This is a genomic window from Microbacterium sp. TPD7012 (assembly GCF_003075395.1).
Taxonomy (GTDB): domain Bacteria; phylum Actinomycetota; class Actinomycetes; order Actinomycetales; family Microbacteriaceae; genus Microbacterium.
Window position 1 is genome coordinate 90,093 of the sequence record NZ_QDFV01000001.1, and the last position, 20,471, is coordinate 110,563.

Here is a 20,471-nt window from a genome sequence, read left to right on the forward strand (position 1 = left end):
TGCCGGAGGGGATCAGCATGCCCGGGTGCGGGATGCGGCGGCCGCTCGCGGCCTGACCATCGACATCCGCGAGCGTCCCGCGGCGAACAGCCTGTTCGAAGCCGCCGAGCTGCTCGGCATCGATCCGTCGGGGATCGTCAAGACCCTCGTGGTGAAGCGGTCGGACGACACGTACCTGTTCGCGCTGGTGCCCGGTGGTCGCTCGATCTCCTGGCCGAAGCTGCGCGCGCTGGTCGGCGTCAACAAGCTGCGCCTTCCGGAACCGGAGCTGGCTCTCGCGGCGACGGGGTACGAGCGCGGGACGATCGTGCCGATCGGCAGCACCACCGACTGGCCCGTGTACGCGGACGAGACTATCGTCGGTCAGCGCATCGCCATGGGTGCCGGCGCGCACGGCTTCAGCCTCTTCGTCGAGGCCGACGACCTGATCGCCGCCTACGGCGCGACGGTCGCCGACATCTCGGTGCCGGAGGAGCGCTGATCGCCGGGATGGGTCGCTGAGCGATCTTGGGTCGCGTCAGGGACCCAGAACCGGGTCAGAGGATGCCGGCCATCCGCAGCGCGATGTCGACGAGCTTCACCCGCTGCAGTTCGGCGACCGCCTTCAGCGGGAACCACTCGGCCATGTCCGTGGACCCGTCGGCCTCGAAGGTGAGCTTCCCGCCGGTGACCTCGGCGCGGTAGACGATGCGCAGGGTGTGCAGGGGCACGGCGGCCTTGTGCACGCGCCGGCTGGCGGGGATCACCCGGGAGTGGATGCCGAGCAGCTCGCCGACCTTGACCGAGTAGCCGGTCTCCTCGCGGAGCTCGCGCCGCACGGCATCCTCCGGCGCTTCGCCGGGCTCGAGCCCGCCGCCGGGCATCGTCCACGCCACACGGCGTCCCTCGGTCCAGCGCGCGAGCAGCAGCCGGCCGTCGTCATCGGTGACGACCGCGTATGCCGCGACACGCAGGTCCATGCCACTCACCCTATCCGCCGCGTGAGACAGGGCCCGACCGTGAGTCGGACGACGAGGCGTCCGACTCACAGGATGCTCGGATCCGGGCTCAGAGCATCGCGGTCAGGACTCCGCCGTCCGCCCGCAGCGCGGCGCCGTTGGTCGCCGACGCGCGTGGGCTCGCCAGGTACGTGACCATGTTCGCGATCTCGGCAGGCTCGATGAACCGCTCCAGCAGCGTGGTGCGGTTCTGCCCGATGATGGCCTGCTTCATGGCATCGGCGGGCAGCGCCTGCGCTTCGGCGACCGCCGCGACCGTGGCCGCCACGCCGTCGGAGTAGGTGGGTCCGCCGAGGACGGTGTTGACCGTGACCGCCGTGCCGCGGGTGAGCTTGGCGAGGCCGTTCCCCAGCGCGATCATCGCCGCCTTGGTGACGCCGTAGTGCACCATGTCCGCCGGCACGTTGACCCCGGACTCGCTGCTGAGGAAGATGATCCGTCCCCAGCCGCGCTCGATCATCCCGCCGAGCATCCGTCGGGAGAGCCGCACGCCGCTCATCACGTTGACGTCGAAGTACCGCTGCCACTCGTCATCGGCGACGGCGGCGAACTCGGCGAGGCCGAAGAGCCCCACGTTGTTGATCAGGATGTCGACATCGCCAACCGCGTCCATCAGCGCAGTCACCTCCTCGGGCTTCGAGAAGTCCGCTGCCACTCCCGACACGGTGGCCGTCGGGTGCTCGCCGCGCAGTCGTGCCACCGCGGCGTCGACCCGCGCCGCGTCGCGTCCGTTGATCGTGACCGCGACGCCCTCTGCGGCGAGCGCGGACGCGACCGCATAGCCGATCCCCTGACTCGAACCGCTGATGAACGCCGACTTCCCCTGCAGACCCATGTCCATGACCACTCCCGTTCCTCGATGCCCACGCATCGTCGTTTTACTTGCTTAGGAAAGTCAATATACGCTCGTTTCACTTGCTTACGCAAGTCAAAAGACCGTCATCGTCGTGTCAGCATCCCGTACGCTGGCGTCATGCCCCCGCAGCCGAGTCACCACTCCCTCAGCGCAGAGAACCTGCAGACCTGGTCGGCCGTCGCCACGCTCCTGGAGCGATTGCCCGTCGCGCTCGACGCGCAGCTGCAACGCGACAGCGGCCTCACCCACTTCGAGCACGGCATCCTCTTCGCCCTCGACTCCGCCCCGGAGCGCACACTGCGCCTGAGCACGCTCGCCGGATACGCGAACAGCACGCTCTCCCGCCTGTCGCGGGCGATCTCCCGACTCGAGGCCAAGGGACTCGTCCGGCGACAGGTCGACCCGACCGACGGCCGCTTCACTCTCGGCATCCTCACCGACGAGGGTCACGAGGCGATCGTGGAGTCGACACCGGGGCATCATGCCCTCGTGCAGCGACTGGTCTTCGACGCGCTCACCGCCGCCCAGGCCCGCCAGCTCGGCGAGGCGAGCCGGCGCATCTCCGCCGCCATCGGTCCGGACGCGACCTGGTCGCCGGAGACCTGAGGCCGCGGCGACCTGGACGATGCGCGAGGCGGCGAGCATCATGGACCCATGACCTTCGACGTCTCCGACGGCCCCCGCATCGAGCACCGGGATGCGGCACCCACCGTCGGCATCCGTCTGGTGACGCCGTTCCGCGGCATGCTCGGCGTCCGGGATCAGCTCCTGGCGGAGCTCGCCGCCTGGCTCACGGAGCGCGATCTGCACACGGACGGGCCCTTCTTCCTGCGACTCCACCACGTCGACATGGCCGCCGACATGGAGATCGAAGTCGGCGTCTTCGGCATCGATCACCCCGGTGACGGACGCGTGCGAGCGGGCACGCAGCCGCCCGGCGACTACGCCCTGCTCGCGTATCGCGGCAGCTCGCTCCAGGCCAATCGGATGCTGCTCGGATGGGTCGACGAGTCGACGCGGGACTTCGACGCCGACCCGTCGACCGGTGCGTGGGCCGGCCGTTTCGAGGTCCTCCGCACGGATCCCCGGATCGAGCCGCGGAAGACCGCCTGGACGACGGAGCTCGCCTTCCTCCTCGCCGAGGGGTGAGCGCGGGCGAGATCGATCACGAATCGAGAAGCGCGGCGACCGAGCGCGTCCGTAGCCTGGAACACATCGACGGAGCACGACGAGAGGAGCCGATCATGGCCGAGGACACGAAGAACTTCACCGCCGAAGAGCGCGAGGCCATGCAGGCCGCCGCGAAAGAGGCCAAGACCAAGCGCTCGCGGGCGAAGAAGACGCCCGAGGAGCAGCGCGCCGAAGGCGAGGCCGACCTCAAGGAGGCCATCGCCAAGCTGTCGGACGACTCCGACAGGAAGCTCGCGACGGGGCTGCACGAGCTGGTCTCCGAGGTCGCTCCCGACCTCGTGCCCCGCACCTACTACGGCATGCCGGCGTGGGGAAAGGACGGCAAGGTCGTGTGCTTCTTCCAGCCCGCGAGCAAGTTCAAGGTGCGCTACGGCACGTTCGGCTTCGAACCGATCTCGAACCTCGACGACGGCACGATGTGGCCGACCGCGTACGCGCTGCTCGAGTTGACATCTGCGAACAGGAAGCTCCTCGCGGAGCGCATTCGTCTCGCGATCAGCTGACGTTCGCGGCCGCGGCTGGAAGCCCGGAGACAGGCGCGGCGGTGCGCAGTAGCGTGGACGCCGTGAGCACACCGCCCTTCCCCGCCTCCGTGTACGCCGCCCGACTCGAGCGGGCGGCGGCCCTCGCCGCAGCGGCCGGCCTCGACGCGATCATCGTCGGTCCCGGCCCCGATCTGCAGTATCTCGTCGGGGTCGAGGGCGACACGATCGAACGCCTCACCGCCCTGGTGATCGGAGCGGCCGCACCCACGGTCGTCGTCCCGCGGATGGAGCTCGCGAAGGTGCGCTCGACCGCGGTCGGCGAGCTCGGCCTCGCGGTCGCGGACTGGGTCGACGGCGAGAACCCCTACGACCTGGTCGCCGCGGCCGTCGGAGAGGCCTCCCGGATCGGCGTCTCGGACGCCCTCCCGGCGCTGCACGTCATCCCGCTCGGCACGCGCCTCGGTCTGACGCTCGAGCTCGCGACCCCGGTGCTGCGCGAGAGCCGCATGATCAAGGATGCGACGGAGATCGCGGAGCTCCGTCGCGCCGGCCGGGCGATCGACGCCGTGCATCGGCGGGTGCCCGAGTGGCTGCGCGCCGGTCGCACCGAGCGGGAGGTCGCCGCCGACATCGCGGAGGCGATCGTGGCCGAGGGCCATCGCACGGTCGAGTTCGTGATCGTCGGCTCCGGCCCGAACGGTGCGGATCCGCACCACGAGGTGTCGGATCGTGTGATCGACGACGGCGACATCGTGGTGGTCGACATCGGCGGTGCCGTGCCGAGCGGGTACAACTCCGACAGCACCCGCACCTACGTCGTGGGCACGCCCGACCCCGCCGCTGCCGAGCGCATCGCGGTACTCGTGCGCGCGCAGCAGGCGGCCGTCGATGCGGTCCGCCCCGGCGCGACGGCATCCGAGGTGGACGCCGCCGCCCGGGGCGTCCTGGCGCAGGCCGGTCTCGGAGACGCGTTCCTGCACCGCACGGGTCACGGCATCGGCGTCTCGGTGCACGAGGAGCCGTACATCGCCCCCGGCAACGACCTGGAGCTGCGCGAGGGCATGGCCTTCAGCATCGAACCCGGCATCTACTTCGCGGGCTCGTGGGGCGCCCGTATCGAGGACATCGTCGTCGTGACAGCGGACGGCTGCGAGCGCCTCAACGTCGCACCGCACACGTTGACCTCGGTGTGACGAAATATTGGCCTGAGTCCAGAAATACCCTAGGAAGGATGTATGACATCCTTCTCGAGATTCGGATCCGCCGCGCTCGGCGTGGTGGCCCTCGCCGCCGCCGGCCTGTTCATCGCACCGGCGCCCCCGGCATCCGCCCATGGCTACGTCGGCGGCACGTCGTCGTCGCTCATCGCCCGGGCCGCCTGGTCGGCCAACGCCGATCGCGGTGCGGTGCAGTACGAGCCGCAGAGCCTCGAAGCCCCGAAGGGCTTCCCCGCCGCCGGTCCGGTCGACGGGAAGCTTGCCTCGGCCGGGGGCCTGTTCGGCGGCGACCTCGACGAGCAGTCGGCGACCCGATGGGCCAAGAACCTCGTCCAGCCGGGTCCTGTCCAGGTGGCATGGTCCCTGACCGCCGCGCATCGGACCGCCGAATGGCGCTACTTCATCACGAAGCAGGGATGGGACCCCAACGACCCGCTGGAGCGCGACGACCTCGAGCTGCTGACCAGCTTCGACGGCGGCGGCGGCATCCCGACCGTGCCGACCGTGCACACGCTGAACATCCCGGCGGACCACACCGGCTACCACGTGATCTACGCCGTCTGGGACATCGCCGACACGCAGAACGCCTTCTACAACACGATCGACATCGACGTGCGCGGCGGCGGAGCGGTCGACCCCGTCGATCCGGTCGACCCCGTCGACCCCGTCGATCCGGTCGACCCGGTCGACCCGTCGGCTCCGGCCGCGCCGGGTGGGCTGCACACCATGGATCGCACGGCGACCACCGTCGACCTCATGTGGTCGGCGGCCGCCGGTGCGGACGAGTACCGCATCGAGCGATCGCTCGACGGCGTGAGCTTCACCGCCGTCGGCACCACCGCGTCGACGAGCTTCCTCGACAGCGGCCTCACCGCCGCGACGACCTACCGCTACCGCGTCGTGGCCGTGTCCGACGCCGGGGAGACCGCGAGCTCGGTGCTCACCGCGACGACGGATGCCGAAGAGCCCACCGGCCCTGTCGACGGCATCCCGGAGTGGTCGGCGACGGCCGCGTACACGCGCGGCGATCTCGTCCAGCATCTCGGCGTCGTCTACCGCGCCGTCCAGTCGCACCGCGGCTGGGGCGACGAGACCTGGATCACCGCCCTGTCGCTCTGGGAGCCGACGACGGCTCCCGCCGCAGGCCACGCCCACTGACGGCTCAGATCGCAGAGCGGCAGCGATTCCGCGGACGGATGCCTGTCGTATCGCGACCGGAACGAGAAAGCCACCGCCCTCCCGGAGAACTCCGGGAGGGCGGTGACGTGGGGCCTGTGAGGGTCAGGCCTCCGTACGCCGCCGACGGACCACCAGGATGCCTCCGGCTGCGAGCAGCACGAGCAACAGGGTGATGAGCGAGAGGGGGATCGCCCCACCCGTTCCTGCGAGTCCGCCGCCGTCGCCTGCGGCCGCTGTCACCTGCAGCGCGACGCGGGCGCTCAGGCCCGAGTCCGCGCCTTCGGCGACGAGCGTGTGCGCACCCGCCGGAGCGGATGCCGGCACGGTCACGGCGATGCGGAAGGCACCGGTCCCGTCAGCGGTCACCTGACCGAGACGGATCGGGTCGGAGTGGAGAGTGACCGTGACGGTCTCACCCGCTGCGAAGCCGCGGCCGATGATCTCCAGGCTTCCACCCTGCACGACGCTGCTCTGCCCGATCACGAGCTCGGCGTCCAGCACCGGGGTGCTGCGCACCTCGATCGTGAGCGGCTCCGACTCGGAACCCGCCCACTCCTTCGGGTCGGACGGCACGAACCGGGCGACGAACGTGTGCGCTCCCGACGTGGCGACCAGCACATCGGCCGTCGCCTCACCGCCCGTGACCGTGGCCGAACCGACGACGACGCCGGCCTCGAGGAACTCGACCGTGCCCTCCGCCTTCTTCGGCTTCACACTCGCGGTCAGCGCGACCGACTCGCCGGCGACCGGGTCGTCGGACCCTGCCGTCAGCTTCACGTTCGTGTGCTGCGGCGCCGGGGTGTCGCTCGTGACCCGGATCGACGCCCTGGCCTCGATCTTCGAGACGTCTCCGATCGCGACCACGGGGTGATCACCGTCGACGGCCTTCTTCGGAACCTGGATCTCGGCGCTGATGGCACCGGCATCCGTGGCCGTCACGACGACCGGCTCCTCGTCGTCGATGCGGATCGAGACGCTCTCGCCACCGGCGAAGCCCGTGCCCGTGACCGAGACCTCGTCGCCGGGGCGTGCTTCCGCCGGCACCGTGATCTGCGGGTCGTACTGCGGCTCGGGTTCGGTGACGACGACCTCGAGCGCGGCATCCGCCGACTTCACGCCGTCGTCCGCCGTGATCGTCACCGTGAAGGTGCCGGCCGTGGCGTACGTGTGGCCCGCCTTCACGGCGCCCTCTGCGACATCGACCGCGGTGACGGGAGACCCGTCGCCCCAGTTGACGACCGCGGTGACGTCGCCGGTGCCGCCGGTGACGGTCGCCAGGGTCGCGTCGAACTCCTCGCCGGCGATCTGACCGGGCACACTGCCGGCCTCGACGCTCAGCGGGGCGGCCGCCGCCCTGTCGCCGTCCGAGGCGAACGCGAACAGATGCACCCGTCCGTCGTTCAGCTCACCCGGCTCCTGCGGCATGGTCACCGACTCGACGACCTTCGGCGCACCGGCGTCGTCGACGTCGAGCGTGATCGGCGCCGTCGCGTAGATCGCGGTGTTCTTGGCGCCCCCGCCCTCGGCACCGGTCCCGGAGAGGCGACCCTCCGAGATCGTCAGCACCGTGTTGTTCTTGTAGGGGTTGCCGGATGCACCGACCCAGTCGCCCAGGCTGATCGTCACCGTCTGCGTGCTGCCGTCGGTGAAGTGCAGCGTGGCCTCGGAGTCGCGGTTGCTCTCGGTCGCTGTGCCGATGAAGGAGAGCTGCGTCGCCCCGGTGCCCAGCGAGAGCTTGACGGTCTGACCCTCGCCGGTGATGTTGTCGGGCGCGCCCGCCGCCACCGCCGGAAGGTCGTAGGTCAGCTCCGTGCCGGGGATCGTGAGGGTCTGGCCCTGCACGAATCCGTCGGCCGCCAGCTTGTCGCGGTAGTAGCCGTGGCCCTGCGAGTCGCAGTTCGCCGCGGTCAGACCGAGGTCGCCGATGCAGACGTTGTTGAAGGCGCCCACGAAGGTCTCGTCGCGGAAGGCCGTGACGGTCGCCGTGGCCTGCGCCACCGCACCCGCCGAGTCGCGCACCGTGATCGTCGCCGAGTAGGTCCCCGGAGCGGTGAAGGTGTGCGGAGCGCTCACCTTCCAGCCGCCGAGGTCGTCTCGGGTGAGCTGCGCGTCGGCCTGCTCCTCACCGTCGCCGTAGTCGACCGTGACGGTGTAGCCGCTGGCATCCGTCTCCGTTCCGACGATCGTCGCGAGCTGACCGGCGAACTCGGTGCCGACGGCGACCCGCTGTGCGGGGCCGGCGGCGATCGAGAGGCCGTCGGCCGCCGAGGCGGAGGCGAACAGCTCGACTTCCGACAGGCCGAGCGTCGCACTCGCACCCTGCAGGGTGAGCCTGATGCTCGTGTAGCCGTCGTCGTTCTTCGCCGTGAAGGGGCGGGTCTGAGTGTCCCAGGCGAACGCCTGGCCGTCTCGGCTGTCGAGTTCGGTCCAGGTCGTGCCGTCCATCGACCCCTCGAGCGTCCAGCTCGACGGGGCATCGGCCTTCGCCGCGCTCGTCAGCGTGTACTGCCCGATCGACACCGGACCGGACTGCGAGGTCCACACGAGCTCTGCGGTGTCACCCGAGAACGTCACCTTCGAGTTCATGTTGTCGTCGACGAGGGAGGCGACGGACGTGCCGTCGGTCGCCGCGAGTGTTCCGCGGCCGGGCTTCGTGGCGTCCACGAGGGTCGTGGGCACCTCGAGCTGCTCGCCGAGGTCCTTGGCACCCCAGGCCGAGGGAGTGGCGCTCATCGTGAAGTCGAGCGTTCCCCCTTCGCGAACCAGGTCGCCGTCGAACGTGGTCTCGTAGATCGCCTCGCCGTTGATGCTGACACCGGCGACGTAGTCCTGACCCTCGGAAGCACCGGGAGCGTTGATCACCAGTTCCTTGTCGCCGATCGAGAGCGTCGCGCTGTCGAACAGCGGCGTGCCGACCGTGTAGTCGCCGGAGCCGACCTCGAGCGGGTAGAACCCGAGTGCCGAGAAGACGTACCAGGCCGAGAACTCGCCGTTGTCCTCATCGCCCGGGTAGCCCTGGCCGATGTCGGAGCCCACGAAGAGGCGGTCCTGGATGTCGCGGATCAGCTCCTGCGCCCCGGACGGGTCGCCGGCTTCGGCGAGCACATAGGGGATGTGATGTGCGATCTGGTTCGACATGCCGAGCATCCCGAGACGGACGTCACGCGCTTCGCGTGCCTCGTGGATGCCGGAGTAGTCGGCCTTCTCGCGAACCGTGAGGAACTCGTGCATCTCGTCGACCAGTCCTTGGCGCCCGCCGTACAGAGCGGCCAGTCCGTCGACGTCGTGCGGAGCGTGGAAACCGAAGGTCCAGGCGCTCGCCTCGGTGAAGGCACCACCCCAGGCCTTGCGGTCGAAGTCCGCACCCGAGGTCCAGGAGCCGTCGGCGTTGCGCGAGGTGAACGTGCCCGCTTCCGGGTTGTACATCTCGACGTAGTGCTCGGCACGCGCCTCGAAGTAGGTCGCCTCCTCCTTCAGCTGCTCGACGCGCTCGGCCGGGGTCTTCGGGTCCTCGGAGAGGGCCTTCGCCATCTCGGCGATGCCGAAGTCGTTGATGTAGCCCTCCAGACCCCACGACGCGCTCTCGTGCGTCGTCGCCTCGGTGTAACCGAGGAAGATCGACTGGCCGAGGCCCTTGCGTCCGACGGCGTTCGACGCCGGGAGCACGGTCGCGTTCTTCACGGCCGCGTCATAGGCCTCGAGCGCCGTGTCGGTGCTGAGCGCACCGGCCAGATACGCCTCGGCGAACGCGACGTCGGAGCTGGTTCCGGTCATCAGGTCGGCGTAGCCGGGGGATGACCACCGCGCGACCCAGCCGCCGTCGCGATACTGCTGCACGAAGCCGTCGACGAGTTCTTCCGTGACATCGGGGTAGAGCAGCGAGTACAGCGGCCAGGCCGTGCGATATGTGTCCCAGAATCCGTTGTTGACGTAGATCTTGCCGTCGACGATCTTGGCGTTCGTCTGGGTGTCTGTCGCCGATCCGCTCGTCGCCGAGACAGGGCTGGCGTACTTGTAGACCGGGTCTGCCTCGGTGCCCGTGTTCTCGAACTGCGAGTTCGGGTAAAGGTTGAGGCGGTACAGGCTCGAGTAGAGGGTCACGAGCTGGGTGTCGGTGGCGCCCTTCACGTCGTGCACGACGCTGAGCCGCTCGTTCCAGGCGTCGCGCACGTCGGCGTGCGCCTGGTCGAACGAGACGCCCTCGAGCTCGAACGCATGGTTGGTCCGCGCCTGATCCTGCGAGATGAACGACGACGACAGCCGCAGCTCGACCGTACGGTCGGTGGCCGTGTCGAAGGCGGCGAAGCGGGCGGAGCCGTTGCGGTCTCCGCGCGTGGTCGCGCCCGCGTTCGCAGGCTCCCGGTCGAAGGTGCCGTACACGTACATGCGCGTGCGTCCGGGCCAGCCGGAGCCGCCGTCGACCCATCCGGTGACCGTGTCGCCCGAGATCGTCAGCTTCGACGAGTCGACCAGCTGGTCGATCAGCACCGAGCTCGCGTCGCCGGTGAACTCGAACCGGTAGATCGCGCCGTGATCGGTGGCGGTGACCTCGGTGCGGATGCCGTTGTCGAACTCGACACCGTAGATGTCCGGCCGCGCGGTCTCGTTCTCGTGGTGGAACGTCAGCTTGCGGTCGTTGAGAGACGAGGTCGGGTCGGCGTTGGCCGCAGGCATCACCGCGATCTGGTTGCGGTCGCCCATCCAGATGCTCGGCTGGTGCGAGAGTCCGATGCCGTTGAGCGCCGGCAGGTTCTGCGCGTTGTTCGCCCGCTGGTACTGGTAGATCGTGCCGACGTTGTCGGCGTTGGTCATCGGCGTGATGAAGTTGAAGCCGTTCGGCCAGGCGGTCGCGGGCAGGTTGTTGCCGCGAGAGAATCCGCCGGTCGAGTTCGTGCCGCGACGGGTGTCGACGTAGGAGACGAGGCCGTCGGATGTATCGAGCTCTTCGGCCGCGCCGATCGCGATGTCGTCGAGCCAGCCGGTGAAGGCGGTCGCGCCGGTCGGCACCTCGACGCCCTTGACCTCGGCGCCCGGGTGGTCGTAGCGGAACAGGATGTCGTCGACGGTCCGACCGGCGAACGAGCCGAGGTCGACCGTGACCTTGTTCCACTGGTTCGGCCACAGCACGTTGGACTGGCCCTGCTGACGGGCGTTCGCGCCGTAGCCGTAGGAGTCGACGGCTCCGCCGGCGGAGAGCGTCGTCCCGTCGTCGAACAGCAGATCGACGGCCACGAAGGTCGCGGCGTACGTCTGCTCGCCGTCGAGAACCGGGAAGACGAGGTACGAGAGCTCGCTGTCCTGCTCGACCGTGACGTCGGCGGCGTCGTAGAGCACGCTCGTGGACGAGGCGGGACCGGCATCGAGGTGGCGGCCGGTGTACTGCAGGGCCTTGGTGCCGGAGAAGCCGACGCCGGTCTTGGCCGTGTCGGAGCTCGTCGGGCCGTTCCCGATCTGCAGCATCAGGTCGGCGGGCTCCGGAGTCGCGCCGTCGACGGCGATCGGCTCCCAACCCGCGAGCTGCACGATGTTCTTGCTCGGGTTCTTCGTGGCGAGCACGTCGAGGCGGTAGTAGACGAAAGCGTCGCTCGGCGCCGCGAGGGTGAAGGAGCGCGTCTCGCCGCGGCCGGAGAACAGCTCGCCGGACCGCTCGTCGACGGTCACCCAGTCGGTGCCGTTGTTCGATCCCTGGACGCGGAAGTCCTTCGGGTCGCGGTCGGGCTCGTCATTGCCGGACGTGAGCGTGTAGCGGACCATCGGCTGCGGGGCGGAGAGCTGGTACTGCACCCACGCGGCGTTCTTGAAGGCGAGCCACTTGGTTCCGGCGTTGCCGTCGGCGAGGAACGCCGCGCCTTCGTTGGGAGTGTTCTGATCGGATGCCGTCACGGCGGTGACCGCGCCGAGCACACTGCCCGGGACGAAGCGGCTGCCCGTGACGTTGACCGCCTCACCGGTGCCGGCGAGCACGGGCGCTGCGTCATCCGTCTCGAACGACGAGGCGAACGCGGTCGGGCCGGCGGCGGTGGCCTGCATCGGCGTCAGCAGCGCCGCGGTGACCGCGACGGCGATGCCGGCCGCGGCCCATGATCGGCGCGCGGGTCGTGCATGAACGGGGCTGGGGACCCTCATGATTGCTCCTCGAAACTTCACTGCTCTGTGTCGTTCGTCTGCCGTGGATCGCGTCGCGAGGCGGCTGGACGGTTTATGACACCGCTGTCATATGATGAGGACGCTATCACAGCGCCGGTGATGTGTGGAAGATGCATCTCGCATCCGCCGACCGTCATAATGAGCTATCCGCCGCCCGGGCGGCAGGGGGACGCATGACCACACCAGAGGACCAGGCCGTCGTGCCGCGTCCGACGCTCGCGCAGGTCGCAGCCCGCGCCGGGGTGAGCCTGAAGACGGCCTCGCGCGCGCTCGGCGGCGAGTCGTACGTGAGCGAGAAGACCCTCGCCAGCGTGCTGGCCGCCGCCGCCGAACTCGACTACCAGCGCAACGCCGCAGCGAGCCTGCTCGCGAGCGGGCGCCTGGCCGACTCGATCGGCCTGATCACCGGAGACTTCACCAACCCGTTCTACTCCGCCCTCGCACAGGCGATCGAGGACGAGATCCGCCCGCACGGGATGCATCTCTCCGTCGCGAACTCCCGGGAATCCGCCGAGCAGGAGCAACGGGTCGCGCACGACCTCGCCGACCGGCAGACCAAGGCCGTCATCACGGTCTCGGCCACACAGGACCACGCCGACTACGCGCAGCTCCAGGCCCGCGGCATCCCCGTCGTGTTCGTCGATCGCCCCGCCGAGAACGTCGAGGCCGACTCCGTCGTGTTCGACAACCGCGAGGGCGGGCGTCTCGCCGCTCGCCACCTGATCGACGCGGGCCACCGCCGCATCGCCTTCATCGGCGACTACGCCTGGCTCCCGACCTACCGCGAGCGCCTGGCGGGCATGGGCGACGTCCTCGACAGCACGGATGCCGACTGGCGCGACCTCCTGCGGACCGACGCGCACGACATCGCCTCCTCACGCGCGTGCATGCGCGACCTGCTCGCCCTCGCGGACCCGCCGACCGCGGTCGTCGCGGGGAACAACCGGATCCTCCTGGGTGTGATGGAGGAGATCGCGGAGTCCTCCTCCCCGTCGCCCGCGGTGATCGGGTTCGACGAACCGGAATGGGCGCAGGTGCTCGGCATCAGCGCGGTGACCGGAGACGTCGAGGCCCTCGGACGCCAAGCCGCCCGGCTGGCCGTTGCCCGCCTCGGCGATCGCACCCGGAGCTTCGAGAACGTGGTGCTGCCGATGCGGCTCATCGCGCGGCGTTCCACGGCATCCGGCGAGCGCTGACGCCCGCTTCGAGAGGATTCGGGCGCTTCGGAAGGGTGTCTCCCCGGCATCCGTCCTCCCGAAGCGCGGATCTCCTCCCGAAGCGAGCGGCGGATTCGTGCCGATGGCGTCAGACGAGAGCAGCCGCGTCGCGCAGCTCCTGCTCGCGCAGGGCGCGCTCGACCTTCTCCACGTCGCGGACCGCACCGCGGTCGGCCGACGTCGCCATCGCGGCGTAGGCGCGCAGCGCGAGCGACACCGGCCGCGCGCGGTCGACGGGTCGGTACCCGGTGCCGTCGAGCAGCCGCGCGCGTCGCTCCTCCAGTTCTGCGTCGCTCACGCGCAGGGTCATGCCGCGGGAGGGGATGTCGATGTCGATGATGTCGCCGTCCTCGACGAGCGCGATCACTCCGCCGGCGGCCGCCTCGGGGGAGACGTGGCCGATCGACAGGCCCGAGGTGCCGCCCGAGAAGCGGCCGTCGGTGATCAGCGCGCACACCTTGCCCAGGCCGCGTCCCTTGAGGAACGACGTCGGGTGCAGCATCTCCTGCATGCCCGGCCCGCCCTTCGGTCCCTCGTAGCGGATCACGACCACGTCGCCCGGCTGCACCTTCTTGCCGAGGATCTTCGAGACGGCCTCCTCCTGCGACTCGCAGACGACCGCAGGGCCCGAGAACACGAGGATCGACGGGTCGACGCCGGCCGTCTTCACGACCGCACCGTCGATCGCGAGGTTTCCGCGGAGCACCGCGAGACCGCCGTCGACCGAGTAGGCGTGCTCGACGTCGCGGATGCATCCGGTCTCGGCATCCTCATCGAGCGCCGCCCACCGCTCGGACTGCGAGAAGGCGCTCGACGAGCGGACACCCCCGGGCGCTGCGTGCCAGAGGTCGTACGCGGCCTCCATCGCCTTGCCGCCGCGGATGTCCCAGTCGTCGAGCCAGCCGGCGAACGACGTCGAGTGGATGGTCGACACGTTCTCGTCGAGCAGTCCTCCGCGGCGCAGCTCTCCGAGCACGGCGGGGATGCCGCCGGCGCGGTGCACGTCCTCCATGTAGTACATGCGGCCATACGCCGGGTTCGGCGCGATCTTGGCAAGGCAGGGAACGCGACGCGAGACCGCGTCGATCTCGTCGAGACCGAAGGCGATGCCGGCCTCGTGTGCCGCGGCGAGCAGGTGCAGGATCGTGTTCGTCGACCCGCCCATCGCGATGTCGAGGGCCATGGCGTTCTCGAACGCCGCGAAGCTCGCGACCTCGCGGGGGAGGACCGACGTGTCGTCCTCGTCGTAGAAGCGGCGGGTGATCTCGACGGCGACCTCGCCGGCCCGCTCGTAGAGGGCGCGACGGGCGGTGTGCGTGGCCAGCACCGAGCCGTTGCCCGGGAGGGCGAGACCCAGCGCCTCGACGAGGCAGTTCATCGAGTTCGCGGTGAACATGCCCGAGCACGAGCCGCAGGTCGGGCAGGCGTTCTCCTCAATGCGCTTCATGTCGGCATCCGACACGGTGTCGTTAGCCGCCTCGGAGATCGCGTCGACCAGGTCGAGCGTGCGCACCGAGCCGTCGACGAGCGTCGCGCGGCCGGCCTCCATCGGACCGCCCGAGACGAACACCGTCGGGATGTTCAGGCGCAGGGCTGCCATCAGCATGCCGGGCGTGATCTTGTCGCAGTTCGAGATGCACACGAGGGCGTCGGCCTGATGCGCGTTGACCATGTACTCGACCGAGTCGGCGATCAGGTCGCGCGACGGCAGCGAGTAGAGCATCCCGCCGTGGCCCATCGCGATGCCGTCGTCGACCGCGATGGTGTTGAACTCGCGGGGGATGCCGCCCGCCGCCGAGATCGCGTCCGAGACGATGCGTCCCACCGGCTGCAGGTGCGTGTGGCCGGGGACAAACTCGGTGAAGCTGTTCGCGACGGCGATCATCGGCTTTCCGAAGTCGGCGGCGTTGACGCCGGCGGCACGGAAGAGGGCGCGGGCCCCGGCGGCGTTGCGGCCGTGCGTGACGGTACGGGAGCGAAGAGGGGTGGGCATGATCCCACTCTCGCCTCGAGGAGCGGATGCCGGAAGACGGCGCTGACACTAGTAGTGAGAGCACTAGGTTTGTTCCATGGCGACCGACGAGGAGCAGCGCAAGGAGCTCGGAGCCTTCCTCCGTGCCCGGCGCGAGCAGCTCGATCGGGGCGCGTACGGCCTTCCGCCTGCCGGGCGCGGCCGCACGGTCGGCCTGCGCCGGGAGGAGATCTCGTACCTCTCCGGCGTCAGCGTCACCTGGTACACCTGGCTCGAGCAGGGGCGGGACATCAATCCGTCGCGTCAGGTGCTGGACGCCGTCGCCACCGCCCTGCACCTGAGCGTCGCCGAGCACGACTACGCGCTGCGTCTGGCCGGCTTCACCCCGACACGGCCCGGCTCGGGAGAGGCGGTCGAGACGGCGCCCGCGCACGTGCAGCGCTTCCTCGATGCGCTGGAGGAGCACCCCGCGTATGCGCTGGCACCCGACTGGGGTGTGGCCGGCTGGAACAGCGCCTACGAGGCTCTCTACCCGAACGTCGCCACGACCCCGCCGGAGAAGCGCAATCTCCTGTGGCTCATCTTCACCGATCCGGCGGTGCGCGAACTGCTCGACGACTGGGACGACACCAGCCGCCGCTTCCTCGCCGAGTTCCGCGCCGAGGCGGGCCCGCGGTTGGGCGACCCGCGCTACCGCGACCTGGTCGGGCGCCTCATGGAGACGAGCCCCGAGTTCCGGGAGCGGTGGGAGAGTCACGACGTGCGCGGTTTCGAGTCGCGGGAGCGGGTGTTCCAGCATCCGACCCTCGGCCGCCTCGTCTTCGAGCACCACCAGCTGCGGCCGTCGGATCAGACCGAGATCCAGCTCGTCGTCTACACGCCGTCGGATGCCGCGGCCCGGGCGAGATTCTTCCGCCGCCGCGATTGACGACGCATCCGAATAGGCTCATGACATGGTGCAGATCACCCCCCTCACCCCCGCCGACCATTCGGAATGGCTGGTTCTGTGGCAGGGATACCTCGAGTTCTACGAGGCCCGGCTCGATGACGCGACGACCGCGGCGACCTTCGCGCGACTCGTCGACGGCGGGATCCACGGTGCGCTCGCCCGCGACGACGCGGGAACCGCGATCGGCCTGGTTCACTGGCTCACGCACGCGGCCACGTGGACGACGACCGACTACTGCTATCTCGAGGATCTGTTCGTCTCACCCGAGGCTCGCGGCACCGGCGCGGGGAAGGCACTGATCGCGCACGTGCGCGACTGGGCGTCCGCTCACGGCTCCGCCAAGACGTACTGGCTCACGGCCGAGACCAACACGACGGCGCGGACGCTCTACGATCGCGTCGCCACGCGCACGGGAATGATCCACTACCAGATCACCCACGACTGAACGCCCGCGCGGCAGAAGCGAGGCAGCCGGGTCAAGGCCCTGGGCCGCCGGCTCCGTTGCGGCCAGACTGATCGACATGACGGAGCACACTCCCGACGGGCATCACATCGTCGTCGACGGTCGTCGCTGGCTTGCGACCGATCCGTCCATCCCCGACACCTTCCGTCAAGAGCTCGTGGACGAGCTGATGGCGGCCCGCCGCGCGGTGAAGGCCGACGAGCCGGACGCACGACGGCGGGTGCACGACGCGAAGACAGCCCTCGGCGAGCGCGGGGAACCCTGGTGGGAGGAGCAGACGGATGCCGCCTTCGAGGAGCGCGCCGCAGCCACCGTGCGCACCCTCGTCCGCAAGCGCAGCGCATCGTCGATCTGTCCGAGCGACGTGGCGCGCGCGATCGGCGGCGCGTCCTGGCGCACACGCATGGACGATGTGCGACGCGTCGTCGCCGAGCTGGCGGACCGCGACGAGATCGTCGTGACGCAGAAGGGCGAACCGGTGCGGATGGAGGAGGCGCGGGGGCCGGTGCGGATCATCCGCGGGCCTGCGCTCTGAGGCGAGTTGTTAACAGAGTTGTTAACACCTGTGGATGAAGAAGAGTGTGGAGCCTAGGAGATTCGAACTCCTGACATCCTGCTTGCAAAGCAGGCGCTCTACCAACTGAGCTAAGGCCCCGTGAGGGTGTTTCTTGAATTGAAAGGGTGGGGCTACCAGGACTTGAACCTGGGACCTCTTCATTATCAGTGAAGCGCTCTAACCGCCTGAGCTATAGCCCCGTCAACCTCCAAGACTTTACCGGAGAAAGACGGAAAATCCGAATCGAGCGCGGGGCCGCCCTGGAGAGGCCCCGCGCTCGAGCTCGGTCAGTTCCCGGGGCGGATGGTCACGCTCCCGGCCGACAGGGTGACATCGATCATCCGGCGGTCGCTGCCGGACTGGTCGACCTTCACGTCGAGCGAGCCGGCACTGACGTCCTGCGTGATGGCGTACCCGACATCGGGCACCGTCAGATCCAGCGAGCCGGCGCTCACGTCGATGGTCGTCTGCGAGGGCGGGGTGCCGGTGAGCTCCACATCGAGCGATCCCGCCGAGACGCCGAGAACGGCCCGCTGCACACCGTCGAGCGTGACGTCCGCTCGACCCGCGCTCATGTCGACGTCGATGCCCGTGGCCTCGCCCTCGACATCGATCGAGCCCGCGTTCACGTCGATCCCCAGGTCTCCGAATGCGCCCTTGACGTCGAGGCTGCCGGAGTTCACCGTGAAGTCGCCGTCCAGCTGTTCGCCCCGCAGCTCCTCCGGAAGCGTCACCACGGCGATCTCCTCGTCGCCGAACCAGGTGCCGAACCACCATCCCCACCGGGACTCCGGACTGCGCACGACGAGCTCATCACCCTCGCGCTCGAAGGTCCACGCCGGCCCGCGTCCGTTCGTGATCGACAGCTCGGCCTCGTCGACGTCGCCGAACTCGATCCGAGTGCTGCTCGCGTTGACGTCGAGGTCGACGGAGTCGATCCCCTCCACGTCGACGGTCTGCACCGAATCCGGTCGACTCGCGTTGCTCAGGTCGCCGGTCGCGGCGAACGCCGCCGTGCCGCCTGCACCGAGGAGGGCGAATCCGCCGACGACGGCCGTGACGGTCAGGATCGCCGTGCTTCCGGGCGACCGACCCGACTCGGGTGTCGCCGACGGCATCTCGATCGGCGCCGCGGCCTGGGGCGCGGAGGCCTGCGGGGGAGTGAGCGGGGTGTGCCCGCCCGTGAGGTCGTTCTGTTCGTTCGTCATCGTGCCGCTCCTGTCGGGCCGGTCGGCGGGGTCGGCCCGCCGGTGTTCTCGATGTGGGCGAGGGCGGCGAGCACGCGACGGTTTCCCGATTCGCCCTGCTCGAAGCCCAGCTTCTGGAAGATGGAGGTGATGTGCTTCTCGACGCTCGCCTCCGAGAGGAAGAGCAGCCCGGCGATCGCCTGGTTCGACTTGCCCTCCGCGATCAGCGCGAGCACGGTGCGCTCGCGCTCGGTGAGGCGCAGCATCCGATCGTCGCGGTTCCGCCGCGTGAGCAGCTGGGCGACGACCTCAGGATCGAGCACCGTCGCCCCCTCGGAGATCCGCTGCACCGAGGCGAGGAACTCCGCGACATCGGCGACCCGATCCTTGAGCAGGTAGCCGAGCGGCCCGCCCTGCGCCGCGATCAGGTCGGACGCGTACCGCTCCTCGACGTACTGCGACAGCACGAGGATCGCGAGCGACGGATGCGTGGACCGCAGCCCGAGCGCCGCGCGGATGCCCTCGTCGGTGAACGTCGGGGGAAGCCGCACATCGAGGATGCAGAGCTCCGGGTCGGTCGACTCCACCGCGTCGGGCAGGCCGACGGTGTCGGGGAGTGCGGCGACCACCTCGTGGCCGGCGTCTTCGAGGAGACGGACCAGCCCCTCGCGCAGCAGGACGGAGTCCTCGCAGATCAGGATGCGCATGGCACGTTCACCTCCAGCGACGTCGGTCCGCCGAGCGGGCTGTCGAGACGGAAGGTACCGCCGGCTGCGAGGATGCGGTTCGCGATGCCGTCGAGTCCGCCGCCGGGCTGCACCTGCGCGCCGCCCATGCCGTTGTCCTCGACGCGGGCCCAGAGGGTGTTCCCCTCGCGCAGTCGCACGATGACCCGCGACTCGCTGGCGCGAGAGTGCTTGGCCGCGTTGGTGAGCGACTCGGCGATCGCGAAGTACACGGCCGCCTCCGCTTCGCGGCTGCATCGCCCGTCCATGCGGACGTCGAGGTGCACGGGGATGTGCGACCGGCCGGCGAGGGCGGAGAGCGCCGCGTCGAGGCCGCGGTCGTCGAGCACGGAGGCATGGATGCCGCGAGCCAGCTGCCGCAGCTCGGTGATGGCCGCCTTCGTGGAGGTGTGCGCCTCCGCGATGAGCTCCTTCGCGGCATCGGGATCGTTGTCGATCTTCTGCTGCGCGAGGCCGAGCGTCATGCCGACCGACACCAGCCGAGGCTGGACGCCGTCGTGCAGATCGCGTTCGATGCGGGTGCGCTCGACATCCGCCGCTCGCACAGCGCCTTCACGCTGTGCGGTCGTGGTGCGGACGCGCTCGGTGAGCTCGGCCTCACGGCTGCGGATCACGATCGCGAGCGACAGCGTGCGGTGCAGGAGTGCGAGGCAGAAGATGCCGAAGGCGGATGCCGCGATGCCGAGGATCCCGACCAGCGGCGCCCACTCGACGCCGATGCCGGTGCCGCCGAACGGGCCCATGACGGACTCCGCGTCGGTGAGCGGGGCGAACGAGATGAAGATCGACCAGATGAGGGCCCAGAAGAGCCGGAGCACGATGAAGCCGAGGATCGCGGTGATCGCGAAGTTCGCGACGGCCCGCCACATCCGTCCGTCGATGGCCTGACGTCCGAGGGACCGCAGCCAGCCGCCGAAGCCGGGGCGCTCGCGAGGGCGCAGGCGGAGCGGCGCGATCGGGATGCCGTAGAGCGCCCCGACGCGGGCGACCTCGAACCAGCCGACACCGAACAGGGCGTAGACCAGACCGACGAGCAGGACGATGCCGACGCCGAAGGCGAAGAGAAGACCCAGACCGGTTCCGAGGAGCCCGCCGAGCATGGTGAAGATGATGCCGCCGAGGACGCCGACCCCTGCGAGATGCAGGACGGTGAGGAAGATGCGCAGCGGCGGTTTCGCGGCCGCGGCCTGCGGCGGAGGCGCAGTGTGTGTCGTCATGGTTCCAAGGTACGGGCGGGGTCATCGCTGCGACACCGAGGCATCCGGACTCCTGTCTTCGGGTTTTCCGTAGCCGCCGGTCGGGCTGTCC

17 protein-coding genes and 2 tRNA genes are annotated in these 20,471 nt (G+C 69.7%); 10 read left to right on the forward strand and 9 right to left on the reverse strand.

Going from position 1 to position 20,471, the window contains the following annotated elements; all coding sequences use genetic code 11:
* Positions 1 to 25: 25 nt before the first annotated feature.
* Positions 26 to 481 carry a YbaK/EbsC family protein gene (locus DC434_RS00450; RefSeq protein WP_207769890.1) on the forward strand — a complete coding sequence of 152 codons (456 nt, stop codon included), beginning with the start codon at positions 26 to 28 and terminating at the stop codon, positions 479 to 481.
* A 55-nt stretch (positions 482 to 536) separates the two neighbouring features.
* On the opposite strand, the gene DC434_RS00455 is transcribed toward DC434_RS00450, so the two are convergent.
* The gene (locus DC434_RS00455) at positions 537 to 959 is read right to left on the reverse strand and encodes an NUDIX hydrolase (protein ID WP_116633323.1); all 423 of its coding nucleotides are present in this window, start codon (positions 957 to 959) and stop codon (positions 537 to 539) included.
* Positions 960 to 1,047: 88 nt separating this feature from the next.
* On the reverse strand, positions 1,048 to 1,839 hold the full coding sequence (locus DC434_RS00460) for an SDR family oxidoreductase (protein ID WP_116633324.1): 792 nt from the start codon (positions 1,837 to 1,839) through the stop codon (positions 1,048 to 1,050).
* A gap of 132 nt (positions 1,840 to 1,971) precedes the next feature.
* On the opposite strand from DC434_RS00460, the gene DC434_RS00465 reads away from it, so the two are divergent.
* The 5 genes from DC434_RS00465 to DC434_RS20405 all read left to right on the forward strand — a co-directional run bounded on the left by DC434_RS00465 (position 1,972) and on the right by DC434_RS20405 (position 5,905).
* A complete protein-coding gene (locus tag DC434_RS00465) occupies positions 1,972 to 2,460 on the forward strand; it encodes a MarR family transcriptional regulator (RefSeq protein ID WP_116633325.1) in 489 nt (162 codons plus the stop codon).
* 48 nt (positions 2,461 to 2,508) lie between these two features.
* Positions 2,509 to 3,003 carry a hypothetical protein gene (locus DC434_RS00470; protein WP_116633326.1) on the forward strand — a complete coding sequence of 165 codons (495 nt, stop codon included), beginning with the start codon at positions 2,509 to 2,511 and terminating at the stop codon, positions 3,001 to 3,003.
* 95 nt (positions 3,004 to 3,098) lie between these two features.
* Positions 3,099 to 3,548: a DUF1801 domain-containing protein gene (locus tag DC434_RS00475; protein ID WP_116633969.1), complete on the forward strand. Its 450-nt coding sequence runs from the start codon at positions 3,099 to 3,101 to the stop codon at positions 3,546 to 3,548.
* A gap of 62 nt (positions 3,549 to 3,610) precedes the next feature.
* Positions 3,611 to 4,723, forward strand: a complete 1,113-nt coding sequence (locus tag DC434_RS00480; RefSeq protein WP_116633970.1) for a Xaa-Pro peptidase family protein — start codon at positions 3,611 to 3,613, stop codon at positions 4,721 to 4,723.
* A gap of 42 nt (positions 4,724 to 4,765) precedes the next feature.
* Complete coding sequence (locus tag DC434_RS20405) at positions 4,766 to 5,905, forward strand: lytic polysaccharide monooxygenase (protein WP_116633327.1); 1,140 nt, start codon at positions 4,766 to 4,768, stop codon at positions 5,903 to 5,905.
* A gap of 123 nt (positions 5,906 to 6,028) precedes the next feature.
* Here DC434_RS20405 and DC434_RS00490 read toward each other — a convergent pair whose 3' ends face one another.
* The gene (locus DC434_RS00490; RefSeq protein ID WP_116633328.1) at positions 6,029 to 12,052 is read right to left on the reverse strand and encodes a GH92 family glycosyl hydrolase; all 6,024 of its coding nucleotides are present in this window, start codon (positions 12,050 to 12,052) and stop codon (positions 6,029 to 6,031) included.
* Between the two features lie 194 nt (positions 12,053 to 12,246).
* Here DC434_RS00490 and DC434_RS00495 point away from each other — a divergent pair, with 194 nt between their 5' ends.
* Positions 12,247 to 13,269: a LacI family DNA-binding transcriptional regulator gene (locus DC434_RS00495; RefSeq protein ID WP_165807957.1), complete on the forward strand. Its 1,023-nt coding sequence runs from the start codon at positions 12,247 to 12,249 to the stop codon at positions 13,267 to 13,269.
* A 109-nt stretch (positions 13,270 to 13,378) separates the two neighbouring features.
* Here the strand turns inward: DC434_RS00495 and ilvD are convergent, their stop codons facing one another.
* Positions 13,379 to 15,283, reverse strand: a complete 1,905-nt coding sequence (ilvD, locus tag DC434_RS00500) for a dihydroxy-acid dehydratase (RefSeq protein WP_116633330.1) — start codon at positions 15,281 to 15,283, stop codon at positions 13,379 to 13,381.
* Between the two features lie 76 nt (positions 15,284 to 15,359).
* Between ilvD and DC434_RS00505 the strand changes: the two genes are divergently transcribed.
* The 3 genes from DC434_RS00505 to DC434_RS00515 all read left to right on the forward strand — a co-directional run bounded on the left by DC434_RS00505 (position 15,360) and on the right by DC434_RS00515 (position 17,209).
* Positions 15,360 to 16,190, forward strand: coding sequence for a helix-turn-helix transcriptional regulator (locus tag DC434_RS00505; RefSeq protein ID WP_116633331.1), 831 nt, complete (start codon positions 15,360 to 15,362; stop codon positions 16,188 to 16,190).
* A gap of 25 nt (positions 16,191 to 16,215) precedes the next feature.
* Positions 16,216 to 16,656, forward strand: coding sequence for a GNAT family N-acetyltransferase (locus DC434_RS00510; protein WP_116633332.1), 441 nt, complete (start codon positions 16,216 to 16,218; stop codon positions 16,654 to 16,656).
* Between the two features lie 76 nt (positions 16,657 to 16,732).
* Positions 16,733 to 17,209, forward strand: coding sequence for a DUF3253 domain-containing protein (locus DC434_RS00515; protein WP_116633333.1), 477 nt, complete (start codon positions 16,733 to 16,735; stop codon positions 17,207 to 17,209).
* 47 nt (positions 17,210 to 17,256) lie between these two features.
* On the opposite strand, the gene DC434_RS00520 is transcribed toward DC434_RS00515, so the two are convergent.
* The 5 genes from DC434_RS00520 to DC434_RS00540 all read right to left on the reverse strand — a co-directional run bounded on the left by DC434_RS00520 (position 17,257) and on the right by DC434_RS00540 (position 20,380).
* Positions 17,257 to 17,329: transfer RNA gene (locus tag DC434_RS00520), tRNA-Ala, on the reverse strand.
* 27 nt (positions 17,330 to 17,356) lie between these two features.
* Positions 17,357 to 17,430, reverse strand: a tRNA-Ile gene (locus DC434_RS00525).
* An 87-nt stretch (positions 17,431 to 17,517) separates the two neighbouring features.
* Entirely contained in the window at positions 17,518 to 18,438 is a 921-nt protein-coding gene (locus tag DC434_RS00530; protein ID WP_165807958.1) for a DUF4097 family beta strand repeat-containing protein, read from the reverse strand.
* Entirely contained in the window at positions 18,435 to 19,124 is a 690-nt protein-coding gene (locus DC434_RS00535; protein WP_116633334.1) for a response regulator transcription factor, read from the reverse strand. Before DC434_RS00535 ends, DC434_RS00530 begins: the two co-directional genes overlap by 4 nt.
* Positions 19,112 to 20,380 (reverse strand): histidine kinase, encoded by a 1,269-nt coding sequence (locus DC434_RS00540; protein ID WP_116633335.1) that lies wholly within the window; start codon positions 20,378 to 20,380, stop codon positions 19,112 to 19,114. Before DC434_RS00540 ends, DC434_RS00535 begins: the two co-directional genes overlap by 13 nt.
* Between the last annotated feature and the right edge of the window lie 91 nt (positions 20,381 to 20,471).

Bases quoted from the DNA above. Each gene is read 5' to 3' on its own strand.
- DC434_RS00455 (WP_116633323.1), bottom strand. From the start codon at position 959: ATGGACCTGCGTGTCGCGGCATACGCGGTCGTCACCGATGACGACGGC.
- DC434_RS00460 (WP_116633324.1), bottom strand. From the start codon at position 1,839: ATGGACATGGGTCTGCAGGGGAAGTCGGCGTTCATCAGCGGTTCGAGT.
- DC434_RS00465 (WP_116633325.1), top strand. From the start codon at position 1,972: ATGCCCCCGCAGCCGAGTCACCACTCCCTCAGCGCAGAGAACCTGCAG.
- DC434_RS00470 (WP_116633326.1), top strand. From the start codon at position 2,509: ATGACCTTCGACGTCTCCGACGGCCCCCGCATCGAGCACCGGGATGCG.
- DC434_RS00475 (WP_116633969.1), top strand. From the start codon at position 3,099: ATGGCCGAGGACACGAAGAACTTCACCGCCGAAGAGCGCGAGGCCATG.
- DC434_RS20405 (WP_116633327.1), top strand. From the start codon at position 4,766: ATGACATCCTTCTCGAGATTCGGATCCGCCGCGCTCGGCGTGGTGGCC.
- DC434_RS00490 (WP_116633328.1), bottom strand. From the start codon at position 12,052: ATGAGGGTCCCCAGCCCCGTTCATGCACGACCCGCGCGCCGATCATGG.
- DC434_RS00495 (WP_165807957.1), top strand. From the start codon at position 12,247: ATGACCACACCAGAGGACCAGGCCGTCGTGCCGCGTCCGACGCTCGCG.
- ilvD (WP_116633330.1), bottom strand. From the start codon at position 15,283: ATGCCCACCCCTCTTCGCTCCCGTACCGTCACGCACGGCCGCAACGCC.
- DC434_RS00505 (WP_116633331.1), top strand. From the start codon at position 15,360: ATGGCGACCGACGAGGAGCAGCGCAAGGAGCTCGGAGCCTTCCTCCGT.
- DC434_RS00510 (WP_116633332.1), top strand. From the start codon at position 16,216: ATGGTGCAGATCACCCCCCTCACCCCCGCCGACCATTCGGAATGGCTG.
- DC434_RS00515 (WP_116633333.1), top strand. From the start codon at position 16,733: ATGACGGAGCACACTCCCGACGGGCATCACATCGTCGTCGACGGTCGT.
- DC434_RS00530 (WP_165807958.1), bottom strand. From the start codon at position 18,438: ATGACGAACGAACAGAACGACCTCACGGGCGGGCACACCCCGCTCACT.
- DC434_RS00535 (WP_116633334.1), bottom strand. From the start codon at position 19,124: ATGCGCATCCTGATCTGCGAGGACTCCGTCCTGCTGCGCGAGGGGCTG.
- DC434_RS00540 (WP_116633335.1), bottom strand. From the start codon at position 20,380: ATGACGACACACACTGCGCCTCCGCCGCAGGCCGCGGCCGCGAAACCG.